Origin of the sequence: Seongchinamella sediminis (assembly GCF_003457605.1) — a bacterium.
GTDB lineage: Bacteria > Pseudomonadota > Gammaproteobacteria > Pseudomonadales > Halieaceae > Halioglobus > Halioglobus sediminis.
Genome location: NZ_QRAN01000009.1, coordinates 155,805 through 181,994, shown reverse-complemented (window position 1 = coordinate 181,994; position 26,190 = coordinate 155,805). Strand labels below are relative to the sequence as shown.

The window sequence follows — 26,190 nt, the reverse complement described above, 5'->3', positions numbered from 1 at the left end:
GTCAGGTCGCGTACCTTGAGGGCCTCGATCTGGTTGGCGTTGAAGGCGCTGATGGACATGGGTACGTCCTGCGAACCCTCCTCGCGCTTGCGGGCGGTGACGATGACTTCTTCGAGCAGTGACGAGCTGCCGCGGGCGCCTCTCTCCTGGGCCTCGACCTGGGCAGCCGGCAGGGCAAGTCCCATTACAGTGGCAACCGAGGCGCTCAGGGTGAGCAGGCGAAAGGGGTTTCCAGGCGGAAATTTGCCATTATTCATAGTGAGTTCCCATGCTTAGTAATTACTAATTTTTATGTTTAATACTACTTCATGTGAAACTGGATGCTGCCTGGAGAGAGCAGTCAAGCCAGCTAACGTTGCTAGCTTGCATAAGTGCGCAGTTCATTACAAGTTGTAGCATTCACATCAACGGGACACTTTCGGGTCTGGGAATACCGAACTTGACGAGCCGTTCCTCCTGCAAAAGGATCGCACCGGAGGCTGTAAGCAGCGATGCCTGTAAGCAGCGATGCCTGCCACTGTATTTGTCCTTGTATTTGTCCAGTGAATAGCAAAAATCCCGCCTATTTATTTCAATTATGTAGGGTGCGGGACTACTATGCCTGCACTGACTGGCTGACCCCGAGTCGCCCGGCTGTCCATAGTTCTCAACCTGCAGAGGTAACAACATGTCTACCTATCAAGACCATATCAGTGAAATCGCCCAACTGCGTGCCGACGCCGGTGCTCCCTGGGACGAGATCAATCCCGAATCCGCCGCCCGTATGCGCCTCCAGAACCAGTTCAAGACCGGCCTGGACATCGCCCGTTACACCGCCGCGATCATGCGCAAGGACATGGCCGAGTATGACGCCGACAGCTCCCAGTACACCCAGTCACTGGGCTGCTGGCACGGCTTTATCGGCCAGCAGAAGCTGATTGCCATCAAGAAGCACTTCGGTGACACCAACAAGCGCTACCTGTACCTGTCGGGGTGGATGATTGCCGCCCTGCGCTCCGAGTTTGGCCCCCTGCCTGACCAGTCCATGCACGAGAAGACCTCCGTGCCCGGTCTGATTGAAGAGCTTTATACCTTCCTGCGCCAGGCCGATGCCCGTGAACTGGGTGGTCTGTTCCGCGAATTGGATGCTGCTCGCGCAGCGGGAGATGAGGTCAGGGAAAAAGACATCCAGAACCAGATCGACAACCACCAGACCCATGTTGTGCCCATTATCGCTGACATCGACGCCGGTTTCGGCAACGCCGAGGCGACCTACCTGCTGGCCAAGAAAATGATCGAAGCCGGCGCCTGCGCCATCCAGCTGGAAAACCAGGTATCGGATGAGAAGCAGTGCGGCCACCAGGACGGCAAGGTGACCGTTCCCCACGAGGACTTCCTGGCCAAGATTCGCGCCGTGCGCTATGCCTTCCTCGAACTGGGCGTGGACGACGGTGTGATCGTCGCCCGTACCGACTCCCTGGGTGCCGGCCTGACCAAGCAGATCGCGGTAACCAACGAGCCCGGCGATCTGGGCGACCAGTACAACAGCTTCCTGGACTGCGAGGAAGTTGCCCTGGAAGACATGAACAACGGTGATGTGGTCCTCAACCGCGATGGCAAGCTGCTGCGTCCCAGGCGCCTGCCCTCCAACCTGTTCCAGTTCCGCAAGGGCACCGGCGAGGATCGCTGCGTACTGGACTGCATCACGTCCCTGCAGAACGGTGCCGACCTGCTGTGGATCGAAACCGAGAAGCCCCACGTTGGCCAGATCGGCGCCATGGTTAACCGTATCCGTGAAGTCGTGCCCAACGCCAAGCTGGTGTACAACAACAGCCCGTCCTTCAACTGGACCCTGAACTTCCGCCAGCAGGTATTCGACGCCTGGTCGGAAGAAGGCAAGGACGTGTCCGCCTTCGACCGCGACAACCTGATGAGCGTTGAGTACGATGAGACTGAGCTGGCTGCCGAGGCGGACAACCGCATTCGCACCTTCCAGGCCGACGCGTCCCGCGAAGCAGGCATCTTCCACCACCTGATCACCCTGCCCACCTACCACACCGCGGCCCTGTCTACCGACAACCTGGCCAGGGAGTACTTCGGCGAACAGGGCATGCTCGGCTACGTGGCTGGCGTGCAGCGCAAGGAAATCCGCCAGGGTATCGCCTGCGTCAAGCACCAGAACATGGCCGGTTCCGACATGGGCGACGACCACAAGGAATACTTCGCCGGTGATGCCGCCCTCAAGGCGGCTGGTGAAGACAACACCATGAACCAGTTCGGCTAAGCCGCGCTGGAAGCAAACAAAAAAGGGCGGGCTTTACCCCGCCCTTTTTTGTGCCTGCAATCTGGCCGCGGTTTCACGCGGATTTCACCAGTGCTCATTTAGTGTAGGCTGCCTACCGGGTTGGCGGGAAACGGGGGACTGCCGTGAAAATCCTGTTGGTGGAAGATAATGGCACAATCGTGGCTCAGCTTGTCAGCTTCCTGGAAGGTCTGGGCTGGACGGTAGACTGTGCCAGCAGCGGCGGTCAGGGCGTGGATTTGGCTCGCGGCGATGTATTCGATGTGCTGGTGTTGGACCTGAACCTGCCGGATATGGATGGGCTCGCCGTCTGTCGCCGCCTCAAGACGAAGCTGGACTACAATTTGCCCGTGCTGATGCTGACCGCCAGGGACTCCTTTGAAGACAAGGCCTCCGGTTATGGGGAAGGCGCCGACGACTACGTGACCAAGCCCTTTGACCTGCGTGAACTGCGCTTGCGCTGCGAGGCACTCAGCCGCCGCCACCGCCTGCATCAAACCGCGGAGCTGAGCCTGGGCGAACTCAGCCTGTCACTGAAGAGCCAGGAAGCCAGACGCAGGGGCGAACTGCTGAAGCTTACCGGTGTCGGCTTCCGCATTCTGCGTGAACTGGTCGAGGCCTACCCGGAGGCGGTAACCCGCTCGCAGTTAATCCACCGCTTGTGGGGTGACGACCCGCCAGACAGCGACGCCCTGCGCTCCCACATTTATGGGCTGCGAGCAGTGCTGGACAAGCCATTCGATTCCGCCATGCTGAAGACGCTGCCCAACGTCGGCTACCGCCTGGTCTGCGATGAGGACTAGTATCCAGGGGCGCCTGTTCGCGATACTCGGCCTGTTCGTGCTGGCAAACACGGCACTCTGGATCGGCCTGGCAATGCTGCTGGCTTATGTGGTGGAGGACGCCACCATCGGCCGGGTAATGGCCAGCCAGATCGCGCTGTTGCAGCAGGCCTATGAGACAAGGGGGGAGTTGCCGGCCCCCGCCTTGCCTGAATTCACCCTCTACACCGACCCCGAGGCCCTGCCCGGAGTCATCAGCGAGCAATTGCGGCCCATCCCCGGTGGTGGAGAAGTGTTTACCCGCGATGACACCCACTACCACTATCGCTGGTTGCAGTTTCGCGGAGCGGCGCCGGTCATCCTGGTGGCTGAGGTGTCGCCCTGGCTGGTGGTCAGCAGGATGTCGCCGGAGCTGATCGTGCTGTTGGTGATCGGCTTCGTTATTGCCCTCTGTTTCGGTCTGGTTGCGGTTTATTTCATCGCCCGCATGACCACCCGTCCGGTCAGGGAGCTGACCCGGGCGATAGCGACCAGCCCCCGCCCGCGGCCATTGCCCCATGTTGCCCAGCAGGATGAGGTGGGGGTGCTGGCATCGGCCATGGATGGGGCCCTGACCGGACTGCAGGATGCGCTGGCCAGGGAAGCGGCATTTACCCGCGATGTCAGCCATGAACTGCGCACCCCGCTAACAACACTGCGCAATGCCAGCACCCTGTTGTCCGCCTCGGCGCAGGACAATCCGCACGTGGCCCAGGTGGCCAGATCCTGCCGGGAGATAGAGGGTTTGCTGGCCGGCCTGCTCGCCCTGGCCAGGGCGGAGTCCTCGCTGCTTGCGGATATCCCGCTGCGCCCCTTGCTGGAAGAACTGCTGATCGAGCGCGGCGGGATTCTGGAGGACCAGGCATTCGAGGTGGTTCTCGCGGTACCCGACGGTGCCCGGGCGCGGGGCAACGAGCAGCTCACCCGCCTGTTGCTGGCCAACCTGGTGGACAACGCCCTGCGTTACGCCAGCCCCCAATGCCTGGAAATGAGGCTCCAGGGTAAATCGCTGCTACTGGAAAACCCCTGCGCCGGCGGGACATCGCAGCCCCATGCCGACAGCCTGGGTCACGGGCTTTACCTGGTCAAACGTCTTGCCGGGGCCCAGAGCTGGCGCTTTGAGCGCGAGGCGACCGGCGATAAGTTTCGTGTAGTTCTGCGCTGGTAAAACCGCGGAAATTTCACGCGCCCTTGACGTCCCCCCTTGCACTATAGCCACATCAAGCCGCTCACAAGGAGAGCATAACGATGTGGAAAACACTTGGAATTTCAGTTTTAGGGATTGTCACTGCAACGGGGGCTTTTGTTGCCTGGTTTTTCAGCCTGATAGAGCCTACCGCAGCCGCCGGCCTGCAAAAAGCCACGCCCGAGGATTTGCCCTACTACCAGCAACGGGTGGCAGAGCATCGCGGCAGGGTCCTGATCGTCGTCACCAGTGAAACCGAGATGGGTGACAGCGGCAAGCCCACCGGTTACGAGCTGACGGAGCTGTCCCGGGCCTACTACGTGTTTACCGTTAATGGCTTCGAGGTCGATATCGCCAGCCCCCTGGGCGGCGCAGCGCGGGCCGTTATCGATGACGAGGATATGGGGCCGCTGGACTACGCTTTTCTCAACGACCCGGACGCGATGGCCCGGGCGGAAGACACCCTGCCCCTTGCCAGCGTCGACGGCAATGACTACCGGGCGACCTTCTTTGTCGGTGGCAAGGGCACCATGTGGGATTTTCCCGACAACCCCTATATTCACCAGTTGGTGCGCGACTATGCGGACAAGGGCAAATTGTTGGGTGCGGTCTGTCACGGTCCCGCGGCGCTGGCAAACGTGATGCTGGACAATGGCCGGCCCTTCCTCGCGGGCAAGCCGGTAACCGGCTTCAGCAATGAGGAGGAGCTGTTGTTGATCCCGGAGGCGGGCGAACTGTTTCCTTTCCTGCTGGAAGACCGGATGCGCGAGCAGGGTGCCGAGGTGGTGGTGGGAACCCCCTATCTGGAAAACGTGGCGGTTAGCGCCGGCCTGGTCACCGGCCAGAATCCCTGGTCGGTGTATGCGACAGCCGAGGCCATGGTGTCACAGCTGGGATATGCCCCCGTCCCCCGGCGGGCCACCGGGATCGAGAACAGTGTGGATGTATTGCTGCAGTACCACCTGCTGGGCAAGGTGGGCGCCCGGGAGGCAATGGATGCCCTGGTAAATGCCGGGGAAGACCTGAACCGCAACCTGATCATCATGCACGGGCTGCTGGCGGTCATGCGCTGGCGGCTGAAGTCCGGCCTTGAACTGCTGGTGCTCGCCCAGCACGCCAAAACCATCAGCGGTCGCTAGCTCACGTGAAGCAGCAGGGCAGGGTGGTGCGCGACCATTCTGCTCTTTTGCCGTTACCGCCCGTTCTAGCGGTCCAGCCCGCCCATCAGCATGTACTTGATCTCGACGTAATCATCGATGCCGTATTTGGAGCCCTCGCGGCCGGAACCGGACTCCTTGACGCCGCCGAAGGGCGCCATCTCGTTGGAGATAATCCCCTCGTTAATGCCGACAATCCCGTAGTCAAGTTCCTCGGCGACCCGCCACACGCGGCCTATATCGCGGGTGTAGAAGTAGGATGCCAGGCCGAACTCGGTGTCGTTGGCCATGGCAATCACTTCCTCCTCGGTGGAGAAGCGAATCACCGGGGAGACCGGACCGAAAATCTCGTTGCGGAACACGGCCATCTCAGCGGTGACTTCCGTGAGCACGGTGGGCTGGTAAAAGCAGCCGCCGAGTTCGTGAGCACCACCGCCTACGGCCAGGCTGGCGCCCTGGGCGATTGAATCCTGCACCAGCTGGTCTACATCACTGACCGCCTTTTTGTTGACCAGCGGCCCGATCACCACGCCATCCTCGGCGCCGTTGCCGACTGTGAGTTCAGCCGTTGCCTTGACCAGCTTTTCCACGAACTGGTCGTAGATGCCCGCCTGCACGAACAGCCGGTTGGAGCACACGCAGGTCTGCCCTGCATTGCGGTACTTGGAGATCATCGCGCCCTCGACGGCGGCGTCGATATCGGCGTCGTCAAAGACAATAAAGGGGGCATTGCCGCCCAGTTCCATGGACACTTTCTTCATGGTGTCGGCACAGGCGGCGGTGAGCTTTTTGCCCACCGGGGTGGAGCCGGTGAAGGTGAGTTTGCGCACCACGGGGTTGGAGGTCAGTTCGCCACCGATGTCGCTGGAGCTGCCGGCCACCACGTTGATGACGCCGGCGGGAATGCCTGCGCGTTCGGCCAGCTCGGCCATGGCAAAGGCCGATAGCGGGGTTTCGGTGGCTGGCTTGATGACGATGCTGCAGCCTGCCGCCAGGGCGGGGGCCGCCTTCCTGGCGATCATGGCATTGGGAAAGTTCCACGGGGTGATGGCGGCCACCACGCCTACCGGCTGCTTGATGCAGACAATGCGCTTGTCAGCTGAGGGGGCCGGGATCACATCGCCGTCGATACGCTTGGCCTGCTCGCCGAACCACTCGACGAAAGCGGCGCCATAGGCGACTTCACCGCGCGACTCGGCCAGCACCTTGCCCTGTTCCGCGGTCATGATCTGGGCCAGGTCCTCCTGGTGCTCCATCATCAGGTCGAACCATTTCCTGAGCAGCCCGGCGCGGGCCTTGGCCGGCTGTTTCTTCCAGGCCGTCATGGCGGTATCGGCGGCGGCCACGGCCCGGGCCGTCTCGGCGGCGCCCACCATGGCCACTTCAATGATGTGTTCGCCAGTGGCCGGGTTGGTGACGGCAAACGTGGCGCCATCATCCGCGTTTACCCACTGGCCGTTGATATACGCCTGCCCTTTCAGCAGACCGGGATCGGAGAGGGATAGAGACATGGTTTTCTTCCTTTCTAGGGTACAGGTCGCTTGCAATCGGGCTCAGGTTATCACGCCGGCCGGGGGGGCAGGCCAGCAGTTTCTGGCCGGGCGCCCGGCATTGGCCGCCAGCGGTGGCGGGTGCTATATTGCCTCTCCGACCTGCAGACCGGCCGCCAGACGAGTGCCGCCGCGTCCCCGTGATTTCAATCCCGGAACAGACAGACAAGCTGGAGAGATTTATGAGAGTGTATGACAAGTTTTATATCAACGGTGAGTGGGTAGACCCGGTGACACCGAAATCCCTGGAGGTGATCAATCCCGCCACTGAACAGGTGTGCGCCACTATCTCCATTGGCTCCGCGGCGGATGTCGACAAGGCGGCCCGGGCGGCCCGGGCGGCTTTTGCGAGCTACGGCCGCAGCTCCCGGGACGAGCGTATAGCCCTGCTGACGGCGGTGGTCGAGACCTACCAGAAGCGCTACAACGACATCGCCGATGCTATTTCCGAGGAAATGGGCGCGCCGACCAGGCTGGCGGTCGATGCCCAGGCTGCCAGCGGTCTCGGACATTTGTCCACGGCCCTGGAAATTCTGAAAACCTACGAGTTCGAGGAAATGGCTGGCAACAGCCGGATTATCAAGGAGCCGATCGGCGTCTGCGGATTGATTACCCCCTGGAACTGGCCGATCAACCAGATTTCCTGCAAGGTGGCGCCGGCACTGGCTGTCGGTTGCACCGTGGTGCTCAAGCCCTCCGAGGTGGCGCCGCTTTCCGGCTATCTGTTTACCGAGGTGATGCATGAGGCCGGCGTCCCGGCTGGCGTGTTCAACATGATCAATGGCGATGGCGCCGGCGTTGGCACCGCGATTTCATCGCACCCGGAAATCGACATGGTGTCCTTCACCGGCTCCACCCGGGCAGGCTCCCTGGTGGCCCAGAACGCGGCTCCCAGTATCAAGCGCGTCACCCAGGAGCTGGGCGGCAAGTCGCCCAATATTATTCTCGAGGACGTGGACCTCGAGGCCGCCGTTACCCGCGGCGTGATGCACATGTACAACAACACCGGCCAGTCCTGTAACGCGCCGTCGCGCATGCTGGTGCCCCGGTCCCTGCTGGAACAGGCGGAGGCGATTGCCGCTGCGGTTACCGGGTCGGTGGTGGTGGGGGACCCCAAAGCCGAAGAGACTACCATGGGGCCGGTGGTGAGCGAGGCCCAGTTCAACAAGATCCAGGGCCTGATCCAGGCCGGTATTGATGAAGGCGCGAAACTGGTGTGCGGTGGTGTCGGTCGTCCCGAGGGGCTGGAGCATGGCTACTACGTCAGGCCCACGGTATTCAGCAAGGTCAACAATGACATGACCATCGCCCGGGAAGAGATCTTTGGCCCTGTGCTGGTCATGATGCCCTACGACAGCGTGGAAGAGGCCATTGCCATCGCCAACGACACGCCCTACGGGCTTGCCGGCTACATACAGGGCAACAATGGCGACGAGGTGATGGATGTTGCCAGCCGGATCCGTGCCGGCAATATCAGTATCAATGGCACTTCCGGCGATCTCAACACCCCCTTTGGCGGCTACAAGCAGTCCGGCAATGGTCGCGAGTGGGGAGCCCACGGCTTTACCGACTACCTGGAAGTAAAGGCGCTGTCCGGCGCAGCCTGACGGCAGGGAGAGAGCGGCGAAGCTATGCGGAAGTGGTTGCTTGTATCGTTTGCGGTCGTTTCGCTGATCCTGGTAGGCGTTTACCTGGGCACGGACAGGGACACACGCACCCTGCTGGCCAACCTGCCCAGCGACCGGAACGTGTTGTTCTGGTCGCTGCCCCAGCGCGATGCCGCATTCCGGACCATGGACCGGCTGCCGGTACTGGCGCGCTCGCGGGTGGTTGCAGCGGGTAGTGGGGTATCGCCGCTGGCGGCGGGTGAGCCACTGGTGCTGGATCTGGATGTTGACCAGTACATGGCGCAGCAGCGCACGGCAGGTCTGGTCATCGTCCAGGGCGGTGCGGTCCGGCTGGAGAAATACGGTCTGGGATTCAACGCCGCCGGCCGCTGGACCAGCTTTTCGGTGGCCAAGTCGCTTACCTCGACCCTGGTGGGTGCCGCCATAGCGGACGGTTATATCGATAGTGTCGACGACAGGGTGTCCGACTATATTCCCGGCCTGCGCGGCTCGGCCTACGACGATGTGTCCATCCGCCAGTTACTGACCATGACCTCGGGCGTGGCCTGGAACGAGGACTACGAGGACCGGAACAGCGATGTCGCCCAGTTCAATGAGCACCAGGCGGAGCCGGGCGTGGACGTCACCGTCAGCTACATGCGCGCCCTGCCGCGGGACGTGCCCGCCGGCGCGGAGTGGGTGTACAAAACCGGCGAAACCAACCTGATCGGGGTGCTGGTGAGCGCCGCCAGCGGCAAGCAACTGGCGGATTACCTGGCGGAAAAAATCTGGACGCCCTATGGCATGGAGCAGGACGCCAGCTGGCTGCTGGGATCGACCGGCCATGAGATAGGCGGCTGCTGCCTGCAGGCCGCCACCCGGGATTTCGCCCGCTTCGGCCTGTTCATGCTCGGTGGTGGAAAAGTAAACGGTCAAAGCATACTGCCCCAGGGCTGGCTGTCCGCGGCAACCCGCAAGCAGGCCGATATCGGTGTGCCGGGCCGGGGCTATGGCTACCAGTGGTGGACCTACGATGACGGCAGTTATGCCGCCCAGGGTATTTTCGGCCAGGGGATTTTTATCGATCCCGCGCGGGAACTGGTGATCGCTTCCAACAGCAACTGGCCGCGGGCCCGCGGTGTCGACGGTGAAAGCGAGCAGCGCCAGGCCTTCTATCGCGCCGTGCAGGCGGCGGTCGACAGGGAATAGGCGGCCTCACGCCGCGCAGCTATTCGGCCAGCAGTGCAGCCCGCAGTGCCCGGGCCTGGTCCTGGATGATGCGCTGGTTGTCCGGCCCCATGCGCAGCAACTGCTTGGCAATCGGCGGCAGCTCTTCCAGAGATTCATCGGCGTAGGTGTAGGTGGTCACATGCTGTTTCAGGGCCGGCGGTTCATCCAGCACCGGCGCGGCGATCACCTGGTCCAGGGCGCGAATCAGGCTGTTGTCCATGTCCTCCTGCGGGTAACCCAGGTTGCCGTAGGCCTGTTCCAGCAGCGGCCGGAAGCGGTGGAAGGCCGCGGCCAGGGTCTCCGGATCCAGGGCCCCGATGGCCTCGGCGTAGTCGTCATAGCGGGCGTAGGTGGCGGGATCCATCACTACTCGGCCGGCCTCTTCCCGCACCTCGAATTTGCCTTCCGGCGGCGGCAGGGTGAAGACCTTGTTGAGCAGTGAACCCTTGCCCGCCGCGTCGATGAATGCGGTGCCCCGTTCAAGCAGGTCATCCTGGCGCAGCGCCTGGGCGAACACGCTGTTATCCAGCGCCGGGGCCAGGGTCTCCCTGACCACGGGGTCGCTGTCTTCCAGTGTCAGTTCAGGCTCTGGCTCCGGCTCTATAACCGTATCATTGGGGTCGCTGGTATCGGTGCCAATGGTTGTCGGTGCCGGGATGTCCGGTGCGGGTGCCGGTGGCGGCGCCAGCGGCGGCGGTGACTCCGCCGGTACCGGGGTGATCAGCTCGGCGGCGGGTGGTTCCGGTTCGGGGCTGCTGCCGCTGAAGTACCAGGCAATACCGATAACCAGCGCCAGCACCGCCAGGGCGATAGGCAGCTTGGGCAGCCCGGGTGAGTCTTGCTCCGGGGCGTAGCGATCTTCCGAATCAACCTGCATGACGAGTCCTCTTGTTGTGTAGCACTTTGCTTGCTATGACTGTTTCCGTGATGGCCAGTTCACCCGGCGGCGAAATTACTCAGCGGTCCAGGCTGAAGCGGTCGGCGTCCATGTGCGCGGGGAAGCGCTCCCGGTACTGGCGCAGTTCTCCCGCCGACAGGCTTACCGTGCGGACATCGGCCCGCGCCTCGAGGTCGGCCAGCAGCCGGCCATCCGCGGCGACTGCCAGGCTATCACCAGTGTAGTCCAAACCTTTGGCATCGCTGCCAATACGGTTGATGCCGACCACACAGGCGAGGTTCTCGATGGCCCGGGCGAGCAGCAGTTGGCGCCAGTGCATGCGCCTGGCTGCGGGCCAGTTGGCAATGTAGAGCGCCAGGTCGTAGTCCTGCCGGTTGCGGCTGAACACGGGGAAGCGCAGGTCGTAACAGACCTGCAGCAGTATGCGCCAGTCGCGCCACTCGACGATCACGCGCTCACTGCCGCCGCGATAGCGTTGGTGTTCCCCGGCCATGCGGAACAGGTGGCGCTTGTCATAGTGGTGCAGCGCTTCCGGGGTCGCAAACAGCATGCGATTGTAAACATCGTCACCAACCTTCACCGCAATGCTGCCGGTGACCGCACAGTCCAGTTCGCTGGCGAGCGCTCGCAGCCACTGTTCGGTGACGCCACCGGGGAGCTCGGCGTTAGCCAGGGCGTTCATTGAAAAGCCGGTGGTGAACATTTCCGGCAGTACCACCAGGTCGGTCTTGCCGGCCAGCCCCTTGAGGCCCTCCCCAATGGCCTTGCGGTTTTCAGCAGGCTGTTCCCACTGTAGTTCCGGCTGTACCAGGGTAACGCTCAAATCGCGCATAAAATCTCCGCGGCCTGTTTCAAGGTGACATCGCTCTTGGCGAAGCAGAATCTCAGGTAATGCTGCTCCGGCGGCGATTCATAAAACACCGAGACGGGAATGGACGCCACCCCGAACTCCCGGGTCCACCGTTCGCACAGTTGCTGGTCCGCCGCCCGGCTGATCTCACTATAGTCCAACAACTGGAAATAGGTGCCGGCACTGGGTTCAAAACTGAATGCGGATCCGGCCAGAGCGGCGCAGAACAGGTCCCGCTTGCGCTGGTAAAAATCGGCGAGGCCGGCGGGATAGTCCGGGTATTGCGCGAGGAATTCAGCGACTGCCTGCTGTACCGGGGTGACCGCCACGAAGGCGACAAACTGGTGCACCTTGCGCAACTCGGCGGTCAGCGCCGGGGGAGCGACACAGTAGCCGGTTTTCCACCCGGTAACGCTGAAGGTCTTGCCGAAGGAGAAATGGGCGAAGCTGCGCTCCCGCAGTTGCGGGTACTGCAACACGCTGCGGTGGGGGCGGCTGTCGAAGGTCAGGTGTTCGTATACCTCGTCGCTGCAGACCAGCAGGTCGTGACGGACGGCCAGTTCCTCCAGGGTGCGCAGGTCGCTGTCGGTCAGCATGGTTCCGGTTGGGTTGTGCGGGGAGTTGATCACAATCATCCGGCTGCGTGAGTTGAGCCGGGCGGCAACCACCTCCCAGTCGACCGCAAAGTCCGGCTGGCGCAGCGCGACCCGCACCGCCCTGCCGCCGGCCATCTCGATAGCGGGCACATAGCTGTCGTAACTGGGGTCCAGCACCAGCACATCGTCTCCCGGCTGGACGCTGGCCATGATGGCGCAGAAGATGCCTTCGGTGGCGCCGGGCACCACGGTGATTTCGCTGTCCGGGTCGCAGTCCACACACCGGTGCAGTTGCTGCTGGATCGCCAGTTGTTCGCGCAAGGCGGGCAAGCCTGCGAGCGGTGCGTACTGGTTGTGGCCGTCCATGACCGCTTTCGCCAGCGCCTCCCGCAATTCCTCTGGCGCGTCGAAATCCGGGCAGCCCTGGGACAGGTTGAGTGCACCGGTTTCAGCGGCCAGGGCAGACATGCGGGCGAAAATAGTCGTGCCGACCCTGGGTAGCTTGCTGTGGATGCGCGGGCTCAAAGCTGGGTATCCAGGGGCAGTTCGGTGGTGTTCTTGATCTCGGTCACCGCCATGTGGGAATGCAGTTCGCGGATCGACGGACTGGCGGTGAGGGTGTTGCGCACGAAATCCTCGTAGTGGCGAATGTCCCGGGTGACTATTTTCAGCATGTAGTCCCAGATCCCGGTCATGGTATAGCACTCGATCACTTCCGGGTGATCGATAATCTCGCGCTCAAATTCCATCAGGTTCTGGCGCCCGGTAGAGGTCAGGTTAATGGTGGCGAATACCACCACATCCATGCCCAGGGCGGTGCGATCCAGCAGCGCAACCCGCCGCTTGATCAGGCCATCCTGTTCCAGGCGGTTGATGCGTCGCCAGCAGGGGGACTGGGAAATATTGATGCGCTCGGCAATGGCCGCGGTGCTGGTGGTGCTGTCCCGCTGGAGCATTTTCAGGATGTCGATATCCTGTCTGGAGAGAGACTCGGTCATTTTAATCTGTTAAGTCATTCCTAGTGGATAAATTATGCACATGTTGCCGAAATATTCGATGAAATCAAATAACAATTTCCGCTGACCTTGGCCAGAATAAGCAGATTACATAAGTACACGGCAGCTATCATGAGTTCTCAGAACGCGACCCCAATGCGCAAGGTCTCCCTGGACGACAAGTACGCCCTTGACGCCACCCGCGCCTACATGACCGGCATAGAGGCCCTGGTGCGGCTGCCGATGCTGCAGCACCAGCGCGACCAGCGGCGCGGGCTCAACACCGCGGCGTTTATTTCCGGTTACCGCGGCTCGCCCCTGGGTACGGTTGACCAGTCCATGTGGAAGGCGCGTTCCTGGCTGCAACAACACAAGGTACATTTCGAAGCCGGCATTAATGAGGAGCTGGCGGCCACTGCCGTCTGGGGCAGCCAGCAGACCAACCTGTTCGCCGGCGCCAGATACGACGGCGTGTTCGGCATGTGGTACGGCAAGGGCCCGGGCGTGGACCGCTCTATGGACGTGATCAAGCACGCCAATGCCTTCGGTACCTCCCGCTACGGCGGCGTACTGGCGGTGGCCGGTGACGACCACGCCTGCAAGTCGTCCACCCTGCCGCACCAGTCTGAACATATGTTCATGGGGGCCTCGGTGCCGGTGCTGGCGCCCGCCAACGTGCAGGAGGTGCTGGACCTGGGCGTGTATGGCTGGGAACTGTCGCGCTACAGCGGTTGCTGGGTAGCCCTGAAAGCCATTACCGAGAACATGGATTCGGCGATCTCCGCCGACATCGACCCCGGCCGTATCGAGATCGTGATTCCGGAAGACTTTGAGCTGCCGCCGGGCGGCGTGCACGGGCGCTGGCCGGACAAGCCGCTGGAACAGGAATGGCGCCTCAACAAGTACAAAATTTACGCGGCCCGGGAGTTTGCCCGGGTTAACGGCATCAACCGGATCGTGGTTGACTCGCCCAATGCCCGCCTGGGCATTGTCACCTCAGGCAAGGCCTACCTGGATGTGATGCAGGCGCTGGAAGACATGGGTATCAGCGACGCCGTGGCGGCCGAGATCGGCCTGCGGGTCTACAAGGTCGGCATGCCCTGGCCGCTGGAGCCCCGGGCCACCGCGGCGTTTGCCGAGGGACTGGAAGAAATCCTGGTGGTGGAGGAAAAGCGCTCGGTTATCGAGGACCAGCTTACCGGCCAGCTGTACAACTACGCCTCGCACTCGCGTCCGCGGGTGATCGGCGAGTTTGACGAGCACGGCCGCGACCTGTTGACCAACCTGGGCGAACTGTCGCCGGCAACCATTGCCCTGGCCATTCACAGCCGCCTGCGCCGCTTTTACCAGTCGGAGACCATGGACCGGCGGATCCGCTGGATCGAGGAAAAGGAAGCCTCCCTCGCCACCCCGCGCGATACCATTGAGCGGGTGCCGCATTTCTGCAGCGGCTGCCCCCACAACACTTCCACCAGGGTGCCCGAGGGCAGTCATGCCATGGGCGGCATCGGCTGCCACTACATGGCAACCTGGATGCCGGACCGGGAAACCCACACCTTTACCCAGATGGGGGGTGAGGGGGTGACCTGGGTGGGCCAGGCGCCGTTTACCGACATCCCGCACGTGTTCCAGAACCTGGGTGACGGCACCTATTCCCACTCCGGCATTCTCGCGGTACGGGCGGCTGTGGCTGCAAAGGTGAACATCACCTACAAAATTCTCTACAACGACGCGGTGGCCATGACCGGCGGCCAGCCGGTGGACGGGGGCCTGAAGCTGGCAGACCTGATCATGCAGCTGCGCGGTGAAGGCGTCCGTCGTATCGCCCTGGTCAGCGATGAGCCCCAGCAGTGGCGCGGCCAGTTTACCGCGACGCCGGGTTACAGCCTGCACCATCGCGACGAGATGGACAGCCTGCAAAAGGAACTGCGGGAGTTCAAGGGCACCTCGGTGATCGTCTACCAGCAAACCTGTGCCGCCGAAAAACGCCGTAGGCGCAAAAAGGGCATGCTGGAAGATCCGGCCAGGCGTCTGTTTATCAACGAAGCGGTATGCGAGGGCTGCGGTGATTGCAGCGTCAAATCCAATTGCCTGTCGGTGCTGCCCAGAGAAACCGAGCTGGGTCGCAAGCGGGAAATCGACCAGAGTGCCTGTAACAGGGATTACAGCTGTGCCCGCGGTTTCTGCCCCAGCTTCGTCAGCGTGGTCGGCGGCCAGCTGAAAAAGTCCAGCGCCGTCGCCAACGCCGGCGAGCTGGTGTTCGACCCGCTGCCACAGCCACAGTTGCCCTCGCTGGAAAGACCCTGGAACACGGTTGTTACCGGCGTTGGCGGCACCGGTGTGCTGACCATCACCGCACTGGTCGCCATGGCTGCGCACATCGAGGGCAAGGGCTGCGCCACCCTGAACCAGACCGGCCTGGCGCAGAAGTTCGGTGCGGTGGTCAGTCACGTACGGGTGAGCGAAAACCAGGAAGACATTCACGCCGTGCGCATTCCCGCCGGCGAGGCGGACCTGCTGGTAGGCTGCGACCTGGTGGTAGCGTCCACCTACGAGGCCATGGGCAAGGTGGCACAGGGCCGCAGCTATGCCGTGGTCAATGCAGCGGAGGTGCCGACCTCGGCGTTTATCCGCAATCCGGATGCCAAATTCCCCACTCGGGCGATGCAGGACAAAGTGGTCACGGAAGTCGGTGCGGACAGCTGCCACTTTATCGATGCCACCCGGGTTGCCACCGAACTGCTGGGCGATTCCATCGCCAGCAATCTGTTCCTGCTGGGCTTCGCCTGGCAGCGCGGACTGGTGCCGGTGTCCAGCGAGGCCCTGGAACAGGCGGTCGAGCTCAATGGCGTGGCGATCGACTTCAACAAGCAGGCCTTCCTCTGGGGGCGCCGCTGCGCCGATCAGCCGGAGAAGGTGTTGTCGCTGCTGCCCCCGGAGCAGGACACGGTAACGCCGCTGACCCTCGACGAGCTCATCGCCGACCGGGAACGGCGCCTGACTGACTACCAGAACAGCGCCTACGCGAAAGACTACCGCCAGCACATAGACCGGCTGCGCAGTGTCGACCCCCGGCCCGATGAGGACGACTCGCTGACCCGGGCTGGCGCCCGCCAGCTCTACCGCTTGATGGCATACAAGGATGAATACGAAGTTGCGCGCCTGTATTCCGATGGCGAATTCCAGCGCAAGCTGGCAGCCCGCTTCGAGGGCGACTACGAGCTTCGCTTCAACCTCGCGCCGCCGCTGTTTTCAAAGCGGGATCCGGGGAGCGGAGAGCTGATCAAGAGAGAGTTCGGGCCCTGGATGCAAACCGCTTTCAGCTGGCTGGCGAAGGCGAAATTCCTGCGTGGTACCGCGCTGGATATCTTTGGCTATACCACCGAGCGCAGACAGGAGCGACAGGATATCGCTGACTATTGCCAGCTGCTGAGCGAGATCGCCAGGCATCTCGACGATGATAATTACAGCACCGCCGTGGAACTGGCGGCCAGTGCTTACCAGTTGCGTGGCTACGGCCACATCAAGGACCGCAATCGCGAGCAGTTGCAGGAGCAGCAGGCAGCCCTGTTGGCGCGGCTGCGCGGCGAGGCGGTGGAAGAGTCAAGCGTCCGCTTTTTGAACGCGGCCTGATCTATAAAGAATATCCCGGGAGGATAGCAGGATGTCTATTTTTGATGCACCGGCCTACGATGGCCACGAACTGGTTACTTTCGGCAGGGACGCGGCCACCGGCCTGCGTGCCATTATCGCCGTGCACAGCACGGTACTGGGTCCGGCGGTGGGCGGTTGCCGCATGTATCCCTATGCCGGCGATGATGAGGCGCTCAACGACGTGCTGCGCCTGTCCCGGGGCATGACCTATAAATCGGCCCTGGCCGGGCTGCCCTTCGGCGGCGGCAAGTCGGTGATTATCGGCGATCCGCGCAAGGACAAGACGCCGGCGCTGATGCGCGCCATGGGCGACTTCGTCAACTCCCAGGGCGGTCGCTACGTGGCCGCCGAGGATTCAGGCACCGGTGTCGCCGATATCCGCCTGATGGCCGAACGTACCCCGCATGTCAGCGGCATGGACGATAATGAATTTGGCGGCGACCCGTCCCCGAGTACAGCCCGGGGCGTGTTCCTGGCCATACGCGCCGCCGTTCGCCACCGCCTCGGCGAGAACAGCCTGCAGGGTGTGCGCGTCGCGGTGCAGGGCCTGGGCCACGTCGGTTACTACCTGGCCGGTTACCTGGCCGATGCCGGCGCCACGGTGCTGGGTGCCGACGTCAACGAGGACAATCTGCGCCGGGCGGTGCAGGACCACGGGGTGCAAGCCGTGGCCAGCGACGCCATTCTCGCTGCCGAGGTTGACGTGTTTGCGCCCTGCGCCATGGGCGCGATACTCAATGCCGCAACCATTCCCGGCCTGCGCGCCGGTATTGTCGCCGGCGCCGCCAATAACCAGCTGGCCACCGAAGCAGACGGCGTCAGCCTGCAGGAGCGGGGGATTCTCTACTGCCCGGATTTCCTGATCAACGCCGGCGGTATTATCGACGTGCATCACCAGCGCAGCGGTTCCGCCGACAGTGAAAAACGGGCCCATATCCAGCGCATCGAGCAGACCCTTTCGCAGGTGCTGCAGCGTGCCGATGAAAGCCATCGCCACACCAATGCCATTGCCGAGGAACTGGCGCGGGACATTATCAACCGCGCCGGCCAGTCGCTGGCCGCCTAGGTTGTGTGGTCAGGCCCTAGCTGACGCTGCTACCCAGCGGGGTGGCGATTTCCCCCGGGGTGAGGTGCAGGTAGCGCCGCAGGTAGTAAACACCCAGGTAGAAGGGGCCTGTATCCAGCAGGGCCACCGTCGCCTTGAACAGGTAGTTGCTGCCCACCAGTAGCAACAGGGTTTTGAAGGTCATCTCGTCGCGCAGGAAAGCGGCGCCGAAGGTGACGGTAATCACCATGATGGAATCGACCATCTGGCTCATCAGGGTGCTGAAGTTGTTGCGCACCCAGAGATATTTGCCGCGGGTTACCCGCTTCCAGAAGTGGAACAGCTGTACATCGCAGTACTGCGCGGCGATGTAGGCCAGCATGGAGGCGAACACCGCCCCGGAGGTAGTGGCGTATATCAGCTGGTATAGCCCTACCGACTGCTCCACCATGTCGCCGTTGGGCAGCGCCACCGGTGCCGCCAGTTGCAGGATTTGCCAGGGCGGCATACTGTCCGCGGGGACCGAGGGCAGGCTGTTGCCCAGCAGCAGTACGCCGAGGATCATGAAGTTGAGTCCGAGGCCGACCGATACCAGGAAGTTGGCCCTGGCCTTGCCATACAGCTCGCAGATAAGATCGGTGCAGAGAAAGGTCAGGGGGTAGGGTAGAACCCCTACCGCCAGCGCCATGGGGCCCAGCTGCACGAAGCGGGTGATGCCGATCACGTTCAGCAGAGTCATGGCGCAGAGGAAGGTGCCCGCCAGCACCAGGAATACCCGTTCCCGTCGCTCCTGTATGTGCGCCTGTAGCTGCGCCATTCAGGCTTCCCGTTGCCCCAGGTTGGCATGCAGTACGGCGCCGTTGATCACCGGGTGGTGGTGAGCCCAGTGGATGAGCTCGGCAATCTCGACCGGCTGCACCAGCCGGTTGAAACTGTTCATGCCGGCAATCGCGCCCTCCACCTCGGGGTCGGTGCCAATGTGGGTACGCAGCATCTCGGTGTCGGTAAAACCCGGGCACACCAGCGCGGTGTGGACACCCCTGCCCATCAGGTCCTGGCAGGTGGCGCGCATCATGCCCAGTTGCGCGTGCTTGCTGACCACGTAGCTGAAGGAATTCGCCACCGCCTTTTCCGACAGGGTGGAGCCGACATAGGTAATACTGGAGCCCGCCTGCATCAGCGGCAGTATGCCCTGGTTGAGGCTGTTGATGGCCACGACATTGGTTTCCATGACCCCTCGCAGGCTGGCGCTGTCGCAGGCGCCGCAACTGTCCTTGAGCATCTGGCTGGCGTTGTGAACGAGGGCAACGGTGCCGCCACCGGCGAGCTCCTGCTGCAGGGTGGCCACGGTTGCCGCCACTGACTCGGTGGAAGCCAGGTCACAGCTAAGGTTGTCAACCTCGGCCAGGGGGCATGGGCGGCGCGACAGGTTGAATACGCGATAGCCCTCGGCCACAAACAACGCAGCCGTCTGCCTGCCAATGCCAACGCTGGCGCCAGTAATAATTGCCGATTTCATACATAGAATCCGTTAAATTGTTCCAGAGTCGAGGATTTGCAGCAGTGCGTCAAGCTTTGCACCGCGGTTGCGCTCGTCATTGGCAGGCATGACAATGATGCCAGCTGATACGCAAGGGAAGATGATGACGGATTACACCTCGCTGCACATAGACAAGGAGAAGCACAAGTTCTCCGCCGCACATTACACTATTTTTTCTGCTCGCGAGCGCGAACGCCTGCACGGCCACAACTATTCCGTCTCCGCCCGTTTTGTCGCCCCGCTGGGCGACAACGGGTTTTCCGCCGACTACAACGTGTACAAAAACCGCCTGGCAGCACTGTGCGAGGAGCTGGATGAGTACATGCTGCTGGCGGCCGAGTCGCCCCACCAGCGCATAGAGGAAGAGGGCGACTACTACCGGGTGCATTTCAATGGGGAGGAAATGCTGTTCCTGCGCGCCGATACCCTGGTGCTGCCAATCCGCAACGCTACGGTCGAGGAGTTCTCCCGCTACCTGCTGCACAAGCTCGTCGACCAGTCAGCCGGAGAGGGGTTGATCGAAATCGAACTGTTTGTGGCCTCGGGACCCGGCCAGAAGGCGGGCTCCCTGTGGCGCGGCGGCTAGCGCATAGCGGCTGCCCCGGGGCCTGGCCTTCAGGCGGCGATGCCCGAGTGACGCAGTAGCGGCGCAATGTCGGGCTCGCGCCCGCGGAAGGCGACAAAGGTCTCCATGGCCTCGCGGGCACCGCCGACCGCCAGCACTTCCCGCTGGAAAGCGGCCCCGGTTTCCGGGTTGAATATTCCCTCTTCCTCAAACCGTGAATAGGCGTCGGCAGACAGTACTTCCGCCCATTTGTAGCTGTAGTAGCCCGCGGCGTAGCCGCCGGCGAAGATGTGGCTGAAGCCGTGCTGGAAACGGTTGTAGTCCGGCGTTGGCACAACACTGACCCGGGCCCGCACCGCATCCAGGACCTGCTGGATCTCGCCGGCGTCGCCGCCGCTCCAGTTCATGTGCAGCTGAAAGTCGAACAGGGCAAATTCCAGCTGCCGGGCCATTTGCATCGCGGAGTTGAAGTTGCGGGCGGCGAGCATCCTGTCCAGCATTTCTGCCGGCAGCGGCTCGCCGGTCTGGTAGTGGCCGGAGATGAAAGCCAGGGCCTCGGGCTCCCAGCACCAGTTTTCCAGGAACTGGCTGGGCAGCTCCACTGCATCCCAGGCCACGCCGTTAATCCCGGAAATGGCGGCCACTGTCTGGCGAGTCAGCATGTGGTGCAGTCCGTGCCCGAACTCGTGGAACAGGGTGGTCAGCTCGTCGTGGGTCAGCAGCGCGGGCTTGTCGCCCACCGGCGGGGTGAAGTTGCAGGTCAGGTAGGCCACCGGCAACTGCAGGCCGTCCTGCCGCTGTCGCCGCACCCGGCAGTCGTCCATCCAGGCGCCGCCCTGCTTTTTGGGGCGGGCGTAGAGGTCCAGGTAAAAGCGGGCAATGACCTCGCCCTCGCTCAGTACATTGAACAGTTTCACATCCGGGTGGTAGCTGTCGAAGTCGCCGACTTCCTCGACAGTCACGCCGTACAGGCGCCGGACCACCTCGAACAGACCGGGTAATACCCTGTCCGCCGGCAGGTAGGGGCGGATGTCTTCCTGCGATATCTGGTAGCGCTGCTGCCTGAGCTTTTCACTGTAATAGGGCCCGTCCCAGGCCTGCAGCTGCTGCACCCCGTGCTTTTCCCGGGCAAAGCGGCTGAGTTCGTCCCATTCCCGGCGAGCCTGGTCGTGGGACCTGTCTGCCAGCTGGTTGAGAAACTCCACCACCTGGGCCGGGGTGTCGGCCATCTTGGTCGCCAGTGACAACTGGGCATAGTTGTCGAAATCCAGCAGGCGGGCCAGCTCCAGGCGCAGGTCGAGGATTTCCGTCATTACCGCCGAGTTGTCCCACTGCCCGCCGTGGGGTCCCTGATCGGACGCCCGGGTGGCGTTGGCGAGATACACTTCCTCGCGCAGTTCGGCGTTATCGCAGTAGGTCAGTACCGGATAGTAGGAGGGAAATTCCAGAGTGATGAGATAGCCTGGTTTGCCCGCCTGCTCTGCCGCCTGTCGGGCGCTGGCCAGGGCGGATTCCGGTAAGCCCGCCAGCTGCTCGGCGCTGACTTCCTTCGACCAGGCATTGGTGGCGTCGAGTACGTTCTCGCCAAACTTGCTGCCCAGTTCGGACAGCCGCTTTTTCACCTCGCCGTAGCGCTGCTGCTGTGTCTCTGGCAAAGCCACGCCGGCGAGGCGGAAGTCGCGCAGGGCATTGTCGACGGCTTTCCTGCGGCCGGCCTCCAGGCCGGCAAATTGCTCACTCCCGGCAATCTGCAGGTAGGCCTGGTACAGGGCCTGGTGCTGTCCCATCCAGGTGCCATAGGCAGACAGCAGTGGCAGGCAGGCATTGTAGGCGGCCCGCAGTTGGTCGCTGTTGCGCACGCTGTTGAGGTGGGAGACCGGGGAGAATACCCGCGACAGCTCGTCGTCGAGTTCCTCGATGGGTTGCAGCAGGTTGTCGACGGTGTAGTGCTCATTGGCCGCCAGCAGCGAGTCTATTTCGGCCTTGTTGCGCTCGATCAACTGCCTGATAGCAGGTTCGATATCCGCAATCTGCAGGGTGGAAAAGCTGGGTAGCTCGGCGTTGTCTAACAGGGAATTGCTCATCTTGGGTTTCCAGGTCGGATTCGGCGCCGATTTTAACCCAGTGAGCTGCCGCTAACACCTGCTCGGCGCTTAAAAGTGCCACCGGGCAACCGGGCTGTAGCGCACGCCATTGCGCCCGGCGCGTGACTCCAGCAGGGTGAAACCGTGGTAGGGCAGGGGGAAGTCGCCCAGCTCAGCCGCTGCCGGCGGCGGGGCCTGACAGCCGCGGAACAGGGTCAGGTGCGGGCGGAACTGCCCGCGTTTGCGCTTCGCCCCCAGCGCATTGCCACGCCGGGCCAGCGTGTCTGCCAACTGGCCCAGGGAATCGGGCCAGTGTTTGGGCCCCAGCCAGTAAATGCCGGGTTTGGGCCAGTAGCCCACCTGGTCCAGGATGATTTCCCCGGCCTCGAAACGGCCTTGCGCCACCAGCTCGTCTGTCGCCAGGCATAATTGCTCCAGCTGCTTTTCACCGAGCTCGCCAAGAAAAGCCAGGGTGATATGAAAATTGGCCGGCGGCACCGGCCTGCCCAGGGCGGGGAGCTGGCGCTGGCGCCAGTCGGCAATCTGTATCGCCAGTTCGCCCGGCAGCTCGAGGGCAAAAAACAGCCGCATCAGGACTGTGGCTTCTTCTTCATCAGGGGGGCGAAGCCATCACTGGATACCGCTTTGCCGGCGCGGGGTTTGCCCTTGCTTTTCTGGTTGCGGGCCCTGGATTTGGCCTTGTCCGCGGGCGATTTACTGCGCTTCTTCTTGCTGCCGGCCGCCTTGCCCGAGGCCTTGGTTTTCTTCGGCCCGCTGTAACGGGCCTTCAGCCCCGGCAGGGCGCGCGGCTCAAACTCCAGCTTCAGGTAGCGCTGGATGCTGACCATCAGGTTCCACTCGCTGCCGCTGACCAGGGAGATCGCCAGGCCCCGGGACCCGGCCCGGCCGGTGCGGCCGGTGCGGTGCAGATAGTCGTCGCCCTTGTGCGGCACGTCGTAGTTGACCACCAGGTCGATATCTTTCACGTCCAGGCCGCGGGCGGCTACGTCCGATGCGCAGAGGATATCGATCTTGCCATCGCGCAATTGCGCCAATACGTGCTTGCGCTCCTCGGTGGTCAGCTCCCCGTGCAGGCAGCCGCAGCGCAGCCCCTGGTGGGCCAGCAGCCCGGCGAGACGCTGGGCATTAATGCGCTTGTTGGCGAACACCAGGGCCCGGGTGAAACCGCCCTGCTGCATCAGGGCGATGAGCAGTTTGTCCTTGTGCTCCTGGGAGTCAGCCAGAATACGCTGGTGATGGATGCTGCTGTGGGGCTGTCTCACTTCGCCGACGGCGATGGATGCGGGGTCATTCATCATCTCCCGCGCCACGCCGCCCAGTCCCCGGTGCCGGAGCGTGGCGGAGAGGAGGATGACCTGACGCTGGTCGCCACAGAACGAAGCGAGCTTGAGCACCTCGTCGCGAAAGCCCAGGTCGAGCATGCGGTCGGCCTCGTCCAGCACCAGGGTCCTGAGCGCGGCGAGATCGGCACTGCCTTTCTCGCAGTGCTCCAGCAGGCGCCCCGGAGTGGCGATGATGATTTCCGGATTTTTGCGCAGCAGCGCCTTCTGGTACTTGAAATCGGCGCCCCCGGTGATGGCCTGGGCCGCCAGCGGCGTTTTGTCGATCAGGTCGCGGCAGTTCTTCAGCACCTGGCGGGCGAGTTCCCGGGTCGGTACCAGGATTACCATCAGCGCCCCGGCCTGGCGCTCGATGGGGCGGGCGAGAATGCGCTGCACACCGGGCAGCAGATAGGCGAGCGTCTTGCCGCTGCCGGTTTCGGCGCTGACCCGCAGGTCGCGGCCGGACAGGGCGACGGGTATTACCTGTTGCTGGACCTCGGTAGGGGTATCAAAACCCAGGTCATCAAGGCCCAAGCGCAGGCCCCGATCCAGTTCAAGTTGCTGCAGCACGTGCGATCTCACTTTCATGGTGTTCTGTTATCATCCTAGGCTAATTAGCGAGGGAACAACAGTCTGTCCATGAGCTTGTCGGGGAGAATATTGGTCGGCCTGCTGGCGGGGGTCGCCACCGGGCTTTTTTTTGGTGAACTGGTTGCCGACCTGAAGCTGGTTGGCGACATCTTCGTCAGGCTGCTGCAGATCACGGTATTGCCGTATATTATCGTCTCCCTCATCGCCGGCTTTGGCCGTATGCAGATGGCGCAGGCCCGGCAACTGGCCCTGCGCGGCACCGCCGTGCTGCTGGTGATCTGGGGGCTGGCGCTGTGCCTTATATTCGTCGCCGCGCTGGCGTTTCCGGATATCGACACTGCATCATTTTTTTCTGCCCCTACCCGGGTGGAGTCAAGCCAGCCGGATTTGCTGGCGTTGTACCTGCCGGCGAACATTTTCTACTCCCTGTCCAACAACCTGGTTCCGGCGGTGGTGTTCTTCTCCATCCTGGTAGGCGTCGCCCTGATCCAGCTGGAAGACAAGAGCAAGATACTGCCGGTATTCGACGGCCTGGCCGAGGCCATGGCGCGGATCAATGCCGCCATGGTGAAGCTGACTCCCTACGGTATTTTCGCGATCGCCGCCGCGGCTGCGGGCACCATGACCATTGAGGAATTGAGCCGGGTGCAGGTCTATCTGGTGACCTACGTCAGCCTCGCCCTGCTGGTCACCTTCTGGATATTCCCGGGGCTGGTTGCCACCCTCAGCGGTATTCCCTATCGCGAGGTGCTGAATGCCTTTCGCGATGCCCTGGTTACCGCCTTCGCCACCGGTAACCAGTTCGTGGTGCTGCCGCAGATTGCTGAAAATGCCAAGCAGTTACTGGCCAGGCACCATGCCGCGGGCAGGGATACTGAGTCCGCGGTGGATATTATCGTGCCGGTGTCATTCAACTTCCCTTCCCTGGGCAAGCTGCTGGTGTTGCTGTTCGTGCTGTTCGCGGCCTGGTTCACCGACACCGAACTGGCGCTTATCGATCGGCTGTCGCTGGCCCTTGGCGGGCTGTTCAGCCTGTTTGGCAGCATTAACGTGGCCGTGCCCTATATGCTCGACTCGCTGCAGATTCCCTCCGACATGTTCCAGTTGTTCCTGGTCACCGGCATTGTGGTGGGGCGCTTCGGGGCGATGCTCGCCGCCCTGCATATCGTCGTGCTGGCGGTTGTCGGCCCGCTGGCGGTGGCGGGCCGACTGCGCCTTCGCTGGGTGAACCTGGGGCGCTACCTGCTGGTGTCCGCCGCGGCCCTGGCTGTCATGGTGCTGGCGCTGCAGCTGTATTTTCGCGCCTTCGTGCCGCCGCCCCCGCCCCGTGACCAGGTGCTGTCGAATATCGAGCTGATGGCACAGCGGGTGCCGGCGCGGGTTGTGACTGATGTGCCGGAGGCCAGCGTGACCCAGCTTGCCGGCACCCGGCTGGACCACATTCTCAGCTCGGGGATACTGCAGGTGGGATATCGCCCCAATAATCTTCCCTGCAGCTTTGTTACCCCCAGGGGCGAACTGGTCGGCTTCGATGTTGAAATGGCCCACATGATGGCCCAGGATCTCGAGGTCGGGCTTGAATTCATACCCTTCGAGTTTGATGGACTCAAGCGCATGCTGGCGTCCGGCCAGATCGATATCGCCATGTCCTGCATTGCCAGCCTGCCCGATCGCTATGCGGATACCAGTTACTCGCGGCCTTACCTGGACCTGGCCCTGGCCTTTATTACCCTGGATCACCAGCGGCAAACCTTCAGGGACATGGAGGCGCTGGAAGCCCGGGATGACCTGACCATTGCGTTGGTCAGCAGCAGCTATTATGAGAACCGCCTGCAGCGCATGCTGCCCCACGTTCGCGTGGTTTTTCTGGACGCCGCCGAAGACTTTTTCAATGGTAACGACCAGGGCGCCCACGCCTTGCTGCTGACCGAGGAAGAGGGTGCCGCCTACGCCTATCGTTACCCCCGTTACGGCGTGGTTACCACCGAGAACCGGGTCGGCCTGCCCGCGGCCTATGCAGTACCCAAGGGCGACCTGGAAATGGTCGAGTTTGTCAGCAACTGGATAGAACTGAAGCGCAGCGAAGGCACGATCGACGAGCTTTACCAGTACTGGATGCACGGCGGAGCCACAGCCAGCAAGAGTCCGCGCTGGTCAGTCATTCGCGATGTGCTTGGCTGGGTGGACTGATTCTGGG

Annotated in this window: 21 protein-coding genes; 10 read left to right on the top strand and 11 right to left on the bottom strand. The window is 62.6% G+C overall.

The window, feature by feature from the left end; all coding sequences use genetic code 11:
- Positions 1 to 257: hypothetical protein (locus tag DWB85_RS10475; RefSeq protein WP_133300601.1), on the bottom strand; the 257-nt coding region annotated here is incomplete at its 3' end.
- Between the two features lie 410 nt (positions 258 to 667).
- Here DWB85_RS10475 and DWB85_RS10470 point away from each other — a divergent pair.
- The 4 genes from DWB85_RS10470 (at position 668) to DWB85_RS10455 (ending at position 5,427) form a co-directional block, all read left to right on the top strand.
- On the top strand, positions 668 to 2,263 hold the full coding sequence (locus DWB85_RS10470; RefSeq protein ID WP_117954240.1) for an isocitrate lyase: 1,596 nt from the start codon (positions 668 to 670) through the stop codon (positions 2,261 to 2,263).
- Between the two features lie 143 nt (positions 2,264 to 2,406).
- Positions 2,407 to 3,084: a response regulator transcription factor gene (locus DWB85_RS10465; protein ID WP_117954237.1), complete on the top strand. Its 678-nt coding sequence runs from the start codon at positions 2,407 to 2,409 to the stop codon at positions 3,082 to 3,084.
- The gene (locus DWB85_RS10460) at positions 3,074 to 4,270 is read left to right on the top strand and encodes a sensor histidine kinase (protein ID WP_117954235.1); all 1,197 of its coding nucleotides are present in this window, start codon (positions 3,074 to 3,076) and stop codon (positions 4,268 to 4,270) included. The genes DWB85_RS10465 and DWB85_RS10460 overlap by 11 nt, the downstream gene beginning before the upstream one ends.
- Before the next feature lie 80 nt (positions 4,271 to 4,350).
- Positions 4,351 to 5,427: a type 1 glutamine amidotransferase domain-containing protein gene (locus tag DWB85_RS10455; RefSeq protein ID WP_117954233.1), complete on the top strand. Its 1,077-nt coding sequence runs from the start codon at positions 4,351 to 4,353 to the stop codon at positions 5,425 to 5,427.
- Between the two features lie 65 nt (positions 5,428 to 5,492).
- Here the strand turns inward: DWB85_RS10455 and DWB85_RS10450 are convergent, their stop codons facing one another.
- Complete coding sequence (locus DWB85_RS10450) at positions 5,493 to 6,956, bottom strand: NAD-dependent succinate-semialdehyde dehydrogenase (protein ID WP_117954231.1); 1,464 nt, start codon at positions 6,954 to 6,956, stop codon at positions 5,493 to 5,495.
- Between the two features lie 221 nt (positions 6,957 to 7,177).
- Between DWB85_RS10450 and DWB85_RS10445 the strand changes: the two genes are divergently transcribed.
- Together DWB85_RS10445 and DWB85_RS10440 are read left to right on the top strand one after the other, a co-directional pair.
- Positions 7,178 to 8,602 (top strand): aldehyde dehydrogenase family protein, encoded by a 1,425-nt coding sequence (locus DWB85_RS10445; RefSeq protein WP_117954229.1) that lies wholly within the window; start codon positions 7,178 to 7,180, stop codon positions 8,600 to 8,602.
- Positions 8,603 to 8,626: 24 nt separating this feature from the next.
- Complete coding sequence (locus tag DWB85_RS10440; RefSeq protein ID WP_117954227.1) at positions 8,627 to 9,811, top strand: serine hydrolase domain-containing protein; 1,185 nt, start codon at positions 8,627 to 8,629, stop codon at positions 9,809 to 9,811.
- A gap of 19 nt (positions 9,812 to 9,830) precedes the next feature.
- Here the strand turns inward: DWB85_RS10440 and DWB85_RS10435 are convergent, their stop codons facing one another.
- From DWB85_RS10435 to DWB85_RS10420, 4 genes are all read right to left on the bottom strand, one after another.
- Positions 9,831 to 10,709 carry a DUF3014 domain-containing protein gene (locus DWB85_RS10435; protein WP_117954225.1) on the bottom strand — a complete coding sequence of 293 codons (879 nt, stop codon included), beginning with the start codon at positions 10,707 to 10,709 and terminating at the stop codon, positions 9,831 to 9,833.
- A gap of 79 nt (positions 10,710 to 10,788) precedes the next feature.
- The gene (locus DWB85_RS10430) at positions 10,789 to 11,562 is read right to left on the bottom strand and encodes an amidohydrolase (RefSeq protein WP_117954223.1); all 774 of its coding nucleotides are present in this window, start codon (positions 11,560 to 11,562) and stop codon (positions 10,789 to 10,791) included.
- Positions 11,550 to 12,701, bottom strand: coding sequence for a methionine aminotransferase (locus DWB85_RS10425; RefSeq protein WP_239017287.1), 1,152 nt, complete (start codon positions 12,699 to 12,701; stop codon positions 11,550 to 11,552). Before DWB85_RS10425 ends, DWB85_RS10430 begins: the two co-directional genes overlap by 13 nt.
- Positions 12,698 to 13,174 (bottom strand): Lrp/AsnC family transcriptional regulator, encoded by a 477-nt coding sequence (locus DWB85_RS10420; RefSeq protein ID WP_117954221.1) that lies wholly within the window; start codon positions 13,172 to 13,174, stop codon positions 12,698 to 12,700. Before DWB85_RS10420 ends, DWB85_RS10425 begins: the two co-directional genes overlap by 4 nt.
- A gap of 129 nt (positions 13,175 to 13,303) precedes the next feature.
- Between DWB85_RS10420 and DWB85_RS10415 the strand changes: the two genes are divergently transcribed.
- A complete protein-coding gene (locus tag DWB85_RS10415) occupies positions 13,304 to 16,804 on the top strand; it encodes an indolepyruvate ferredoxin oxidoreductase family protein (RefSeq protein WP_117954219.1) in 3,501 nt (1,166 codons plus the stop codon).
- Positions 16,805 to 16,835: 31 nt separating this feature from the next.
- Positions 16,836 to 17,891 carry a Glu/Leu/Phe/Val family dehydrogenase gene (locus tag DWB85_RS10410; protein ID WP_117954216.1) on the top strand — a complete coding sequence of 352 codons (1,056 nt, stop codon included), beginning with the start codon at positions 16,836 to 16,838 and terminating at the stop codon, positions 17,889 to 17,891.
- A 16-nt stretch (positions 17,892 to 17,907) separates the two neighbouring features.
- On the opposite strand, the gene DWB85_RS10405 is transcribed toward DWB85_RS10410, so the two are convergent.
- Positions 17,908 to 18,687, bottom strand: a complete 780-nt coding sequence (locus DWB85_RS10405) for a queuosine precursor transporter (RefSeq protein WP_117954214.1) — start codon at positions 18,685 to 18,687, stop codon at positions 17,908 to 17,910.
- A complete protein-coding gene (locus DWB85_RS10400) occupies positions 18,688 to 19,389 on the bottom strand; it encodes an SDR family oxidoreductase (protein ID WP_117954211.1) in 702 nt (233 codons plus the stop codon). It lies immediately after the preceding gene.
- A gap of 124 nt (positions 19,390 to 19,513) precedes the next feature.
- Here DWB85_RS10400 and DWB85_RS10395 point away from each other — a divergent pair, with 124 nt between their 5' ends.
- Positions 19,514 to 19,996 (top strand): 6-pyruvoyl trahydropterin synthase family protein, encoded by a 483-nt coding sequence (locus tag DWB85_RS10395; protein WP_117954260.1) that lies wholly within the window; start codon positions 19,514 to 19,516, stop codon positions 19,994 to 19,996.
- A gap of 29 nt (positions 19,997 to 20,025) precedes the next feature.
- Here DWB85_RS10395 and prlC read toward each other — a convergent pair whose 3' ends face one another.
- The 3 genes from prlC to DWB85_RS10380 all read right to left on the bottom strand — a co-directional run bounded on the left by prlC (position 20,026) and on the right by DWB85_RS10380 (position 23,990).
- The gene (gene prlC, locus DWB85_RS10390; RefSeq protein ID WP_117954209.1) at positions 20,026 to 22,059 is read right to left on the bottom strand and encodes an oligopeptidase A; all 2,034 of its coding nucleotides are present in this window, start codon (positions 22,057 to 22,059) and stop codon (positions 20,026 to 20,028) included.
- Positions 22,060 to 22,128: 69 nt separating this feature from the next.
- A complete protein-coding gene (gene thpR, locus DWB85_RS10385; protein ID WP_117954207.1) occupies positions 22,129 to 22,650 on the bottom strand; it encodes an RNA 2',3'-cyclic phosphodiesterase in 522 nt (173 codons plus the stop codon).
- Positions 22,650 to 23,990: a DEAD/DEAH box helicase gene (locus DWB85_RS10380; RefSeq protein WP_117954205.1), complete on the bottom strand. Its 1,341-nt coding sequence runs from the start codon at positions 23,988 to 23,990 to the stop codon at positions 22,650 to 22,652. Before DWB85_RS10380 ends, thpR begins: the two co-directional genes overlap by 1 nt.
- Positions 23,991 to 24,041: 51 nt before the next feature.
- Here DWB85_RS10380 and DWB85_RS10375 point away from each other — a divergent pair, with 51 nt between their 5' ends.
- Complete coding sequence (locus DWB85_RS10375; protein ID WP_117954202.1) at positions 24,042 to 26,183, top strand: cation:dicarboxylate symporter family transporter; 2,142 nt, start codon at positions 24,042 to 24,044, stop codon at positions 26,181 to 26,183.
- Positions 26,184 to 26,190: the final 7 nt, after the last annotated feature.

Excerpts from the sequence above, each read along its gene's own strand:
- DWB85_RS10420 (WP_117954221.1), bottom strand. The coding sequence starts at position 13,174 with ATGACCGAGTCTCTCTCCAGACAGGATATCGACATCCTGAAAATGCTC.
- DWB85_RS10380 (WP_117954205.1), bottom strand. The coding sequence starts at position 23,990 with ATGAAAGTGAGATCGCACGTGCTGCAGCAACTTGAACTGGATCGGGGC.
- DWB85_RS10455 (WP_117954233.1), top strand. The coding sequence starts at position 4,351 with ATGTGGAAAACACTTGGAATTTCAGTTTTAGGGATTGTCACTGCAACG.
- DWB85_RS10415 (WP_117954219.1), top strand. The coding sequence starts at position 13,304 with ATGAGTTCTCAGAACGCGACCCCAATGCGCAAGGTCTCCCTGGACGAC.
- DWB85_RS10430 (WP_117954223.1), bottom strand. The coding sequence starts at position 11,562 with ATGCGCGATTTGAGCGTTACCCTGGTACAGCCGGAACTACAGTGGGAA.
- DWB85_RS10445 (WP_117954229.1), top strand. The coding sequence starts at position 7,178 with ATGAGAGTGTATGACAAGTTTTATATCAACGGTGAGTGGGTAGACCCG.
- DWB85_RS10375 (WP_117954202.1), top strand. The coding sequence starts at position 24,042 with ATGAGCTTGTCGGGGAGAATATTGGTCGGCCTGCTGGCGGGGGTCGCC.
- DWB85_RS10440 (WP_117954227.1), top strand. The coding sequence starts at position 8,627 with ATGCGGAAGTGGTTGCTTGTATCGTTTGCGGTCGTTTCGCTGATCCTG.
- DWB85_RS10460 (WP_117954235.1), top strand. The coding sequence starts at position 3,074 with ATGAGGACTAGTATCCAGGGGCGCCTGTTCGCGATACTCGGCCTGTTC.
- thpR (WP_117954207.1), bottom strand. The coding sequence starts at position 22,650 with ATGCGGCTGTTTTTTGCCCTCGAGCTGCCGGGCGAACTGGCGATACAG.
- DWB85_RS10410 (WP_117954216.1), top strand. The coding sequence starts at position 16,836 with ATGTCTATTTTTGATGCACCGGCCTACGATGGCCACGAACTGGTTACT.
- prlC (WP_117954209.1), bottom strand. The coding sequence starts at position 22,059 with ATGAGCAATTCCCTGTTAGACAACGCCGAGCTACCCAGCTTTTCCACC.
- DWB85_RS10470 (WP_117954240.1), top strand. The coding sequence starts at position 668 with ATGTCTACCTATCAAGACCATATCAGTGAAATCGCCCAACTGCGTGCC.
- DWB85_RS10435 (WP_117954225.1), bottom strand. The coding sequence starts at position 10,709 with ATGCAGGTTGATTCGGAAGATCGCTACGCCCCGGAGCAAGACTCACCC.
- DWB85_RS10395 (WP_117954260.1), top strand. The coding sequence starts at position 19,514 with ATGACGGATTACACCTCGCTGCACATAGACAAGGAGAAGCACAAGTTC.
- DWB85_RS10405 (WP_117954214.1), bottom strand. The coding sequence starts at position 18,687 with ATGGCGCAGCTACAGGCGCACATACAGGAGCGACGGGAACGGGTATTC.
- DWB85_RS10400 (WP_117954211.1), bottom strand. The coding sequence starts at position 19,389 with ATGAAATCGGCAATTATTACTGGCGCCAGCGTTGGCATTGGCAGGCAG.
- DWB85_RS10450 (WP_117954231.1), bottom strand. The coding sequence starts at position 6,956 with ATGTCTCTATCCCTCTCCGATCCCGGTCTGCTGAAAGGGCAGGCGTAT.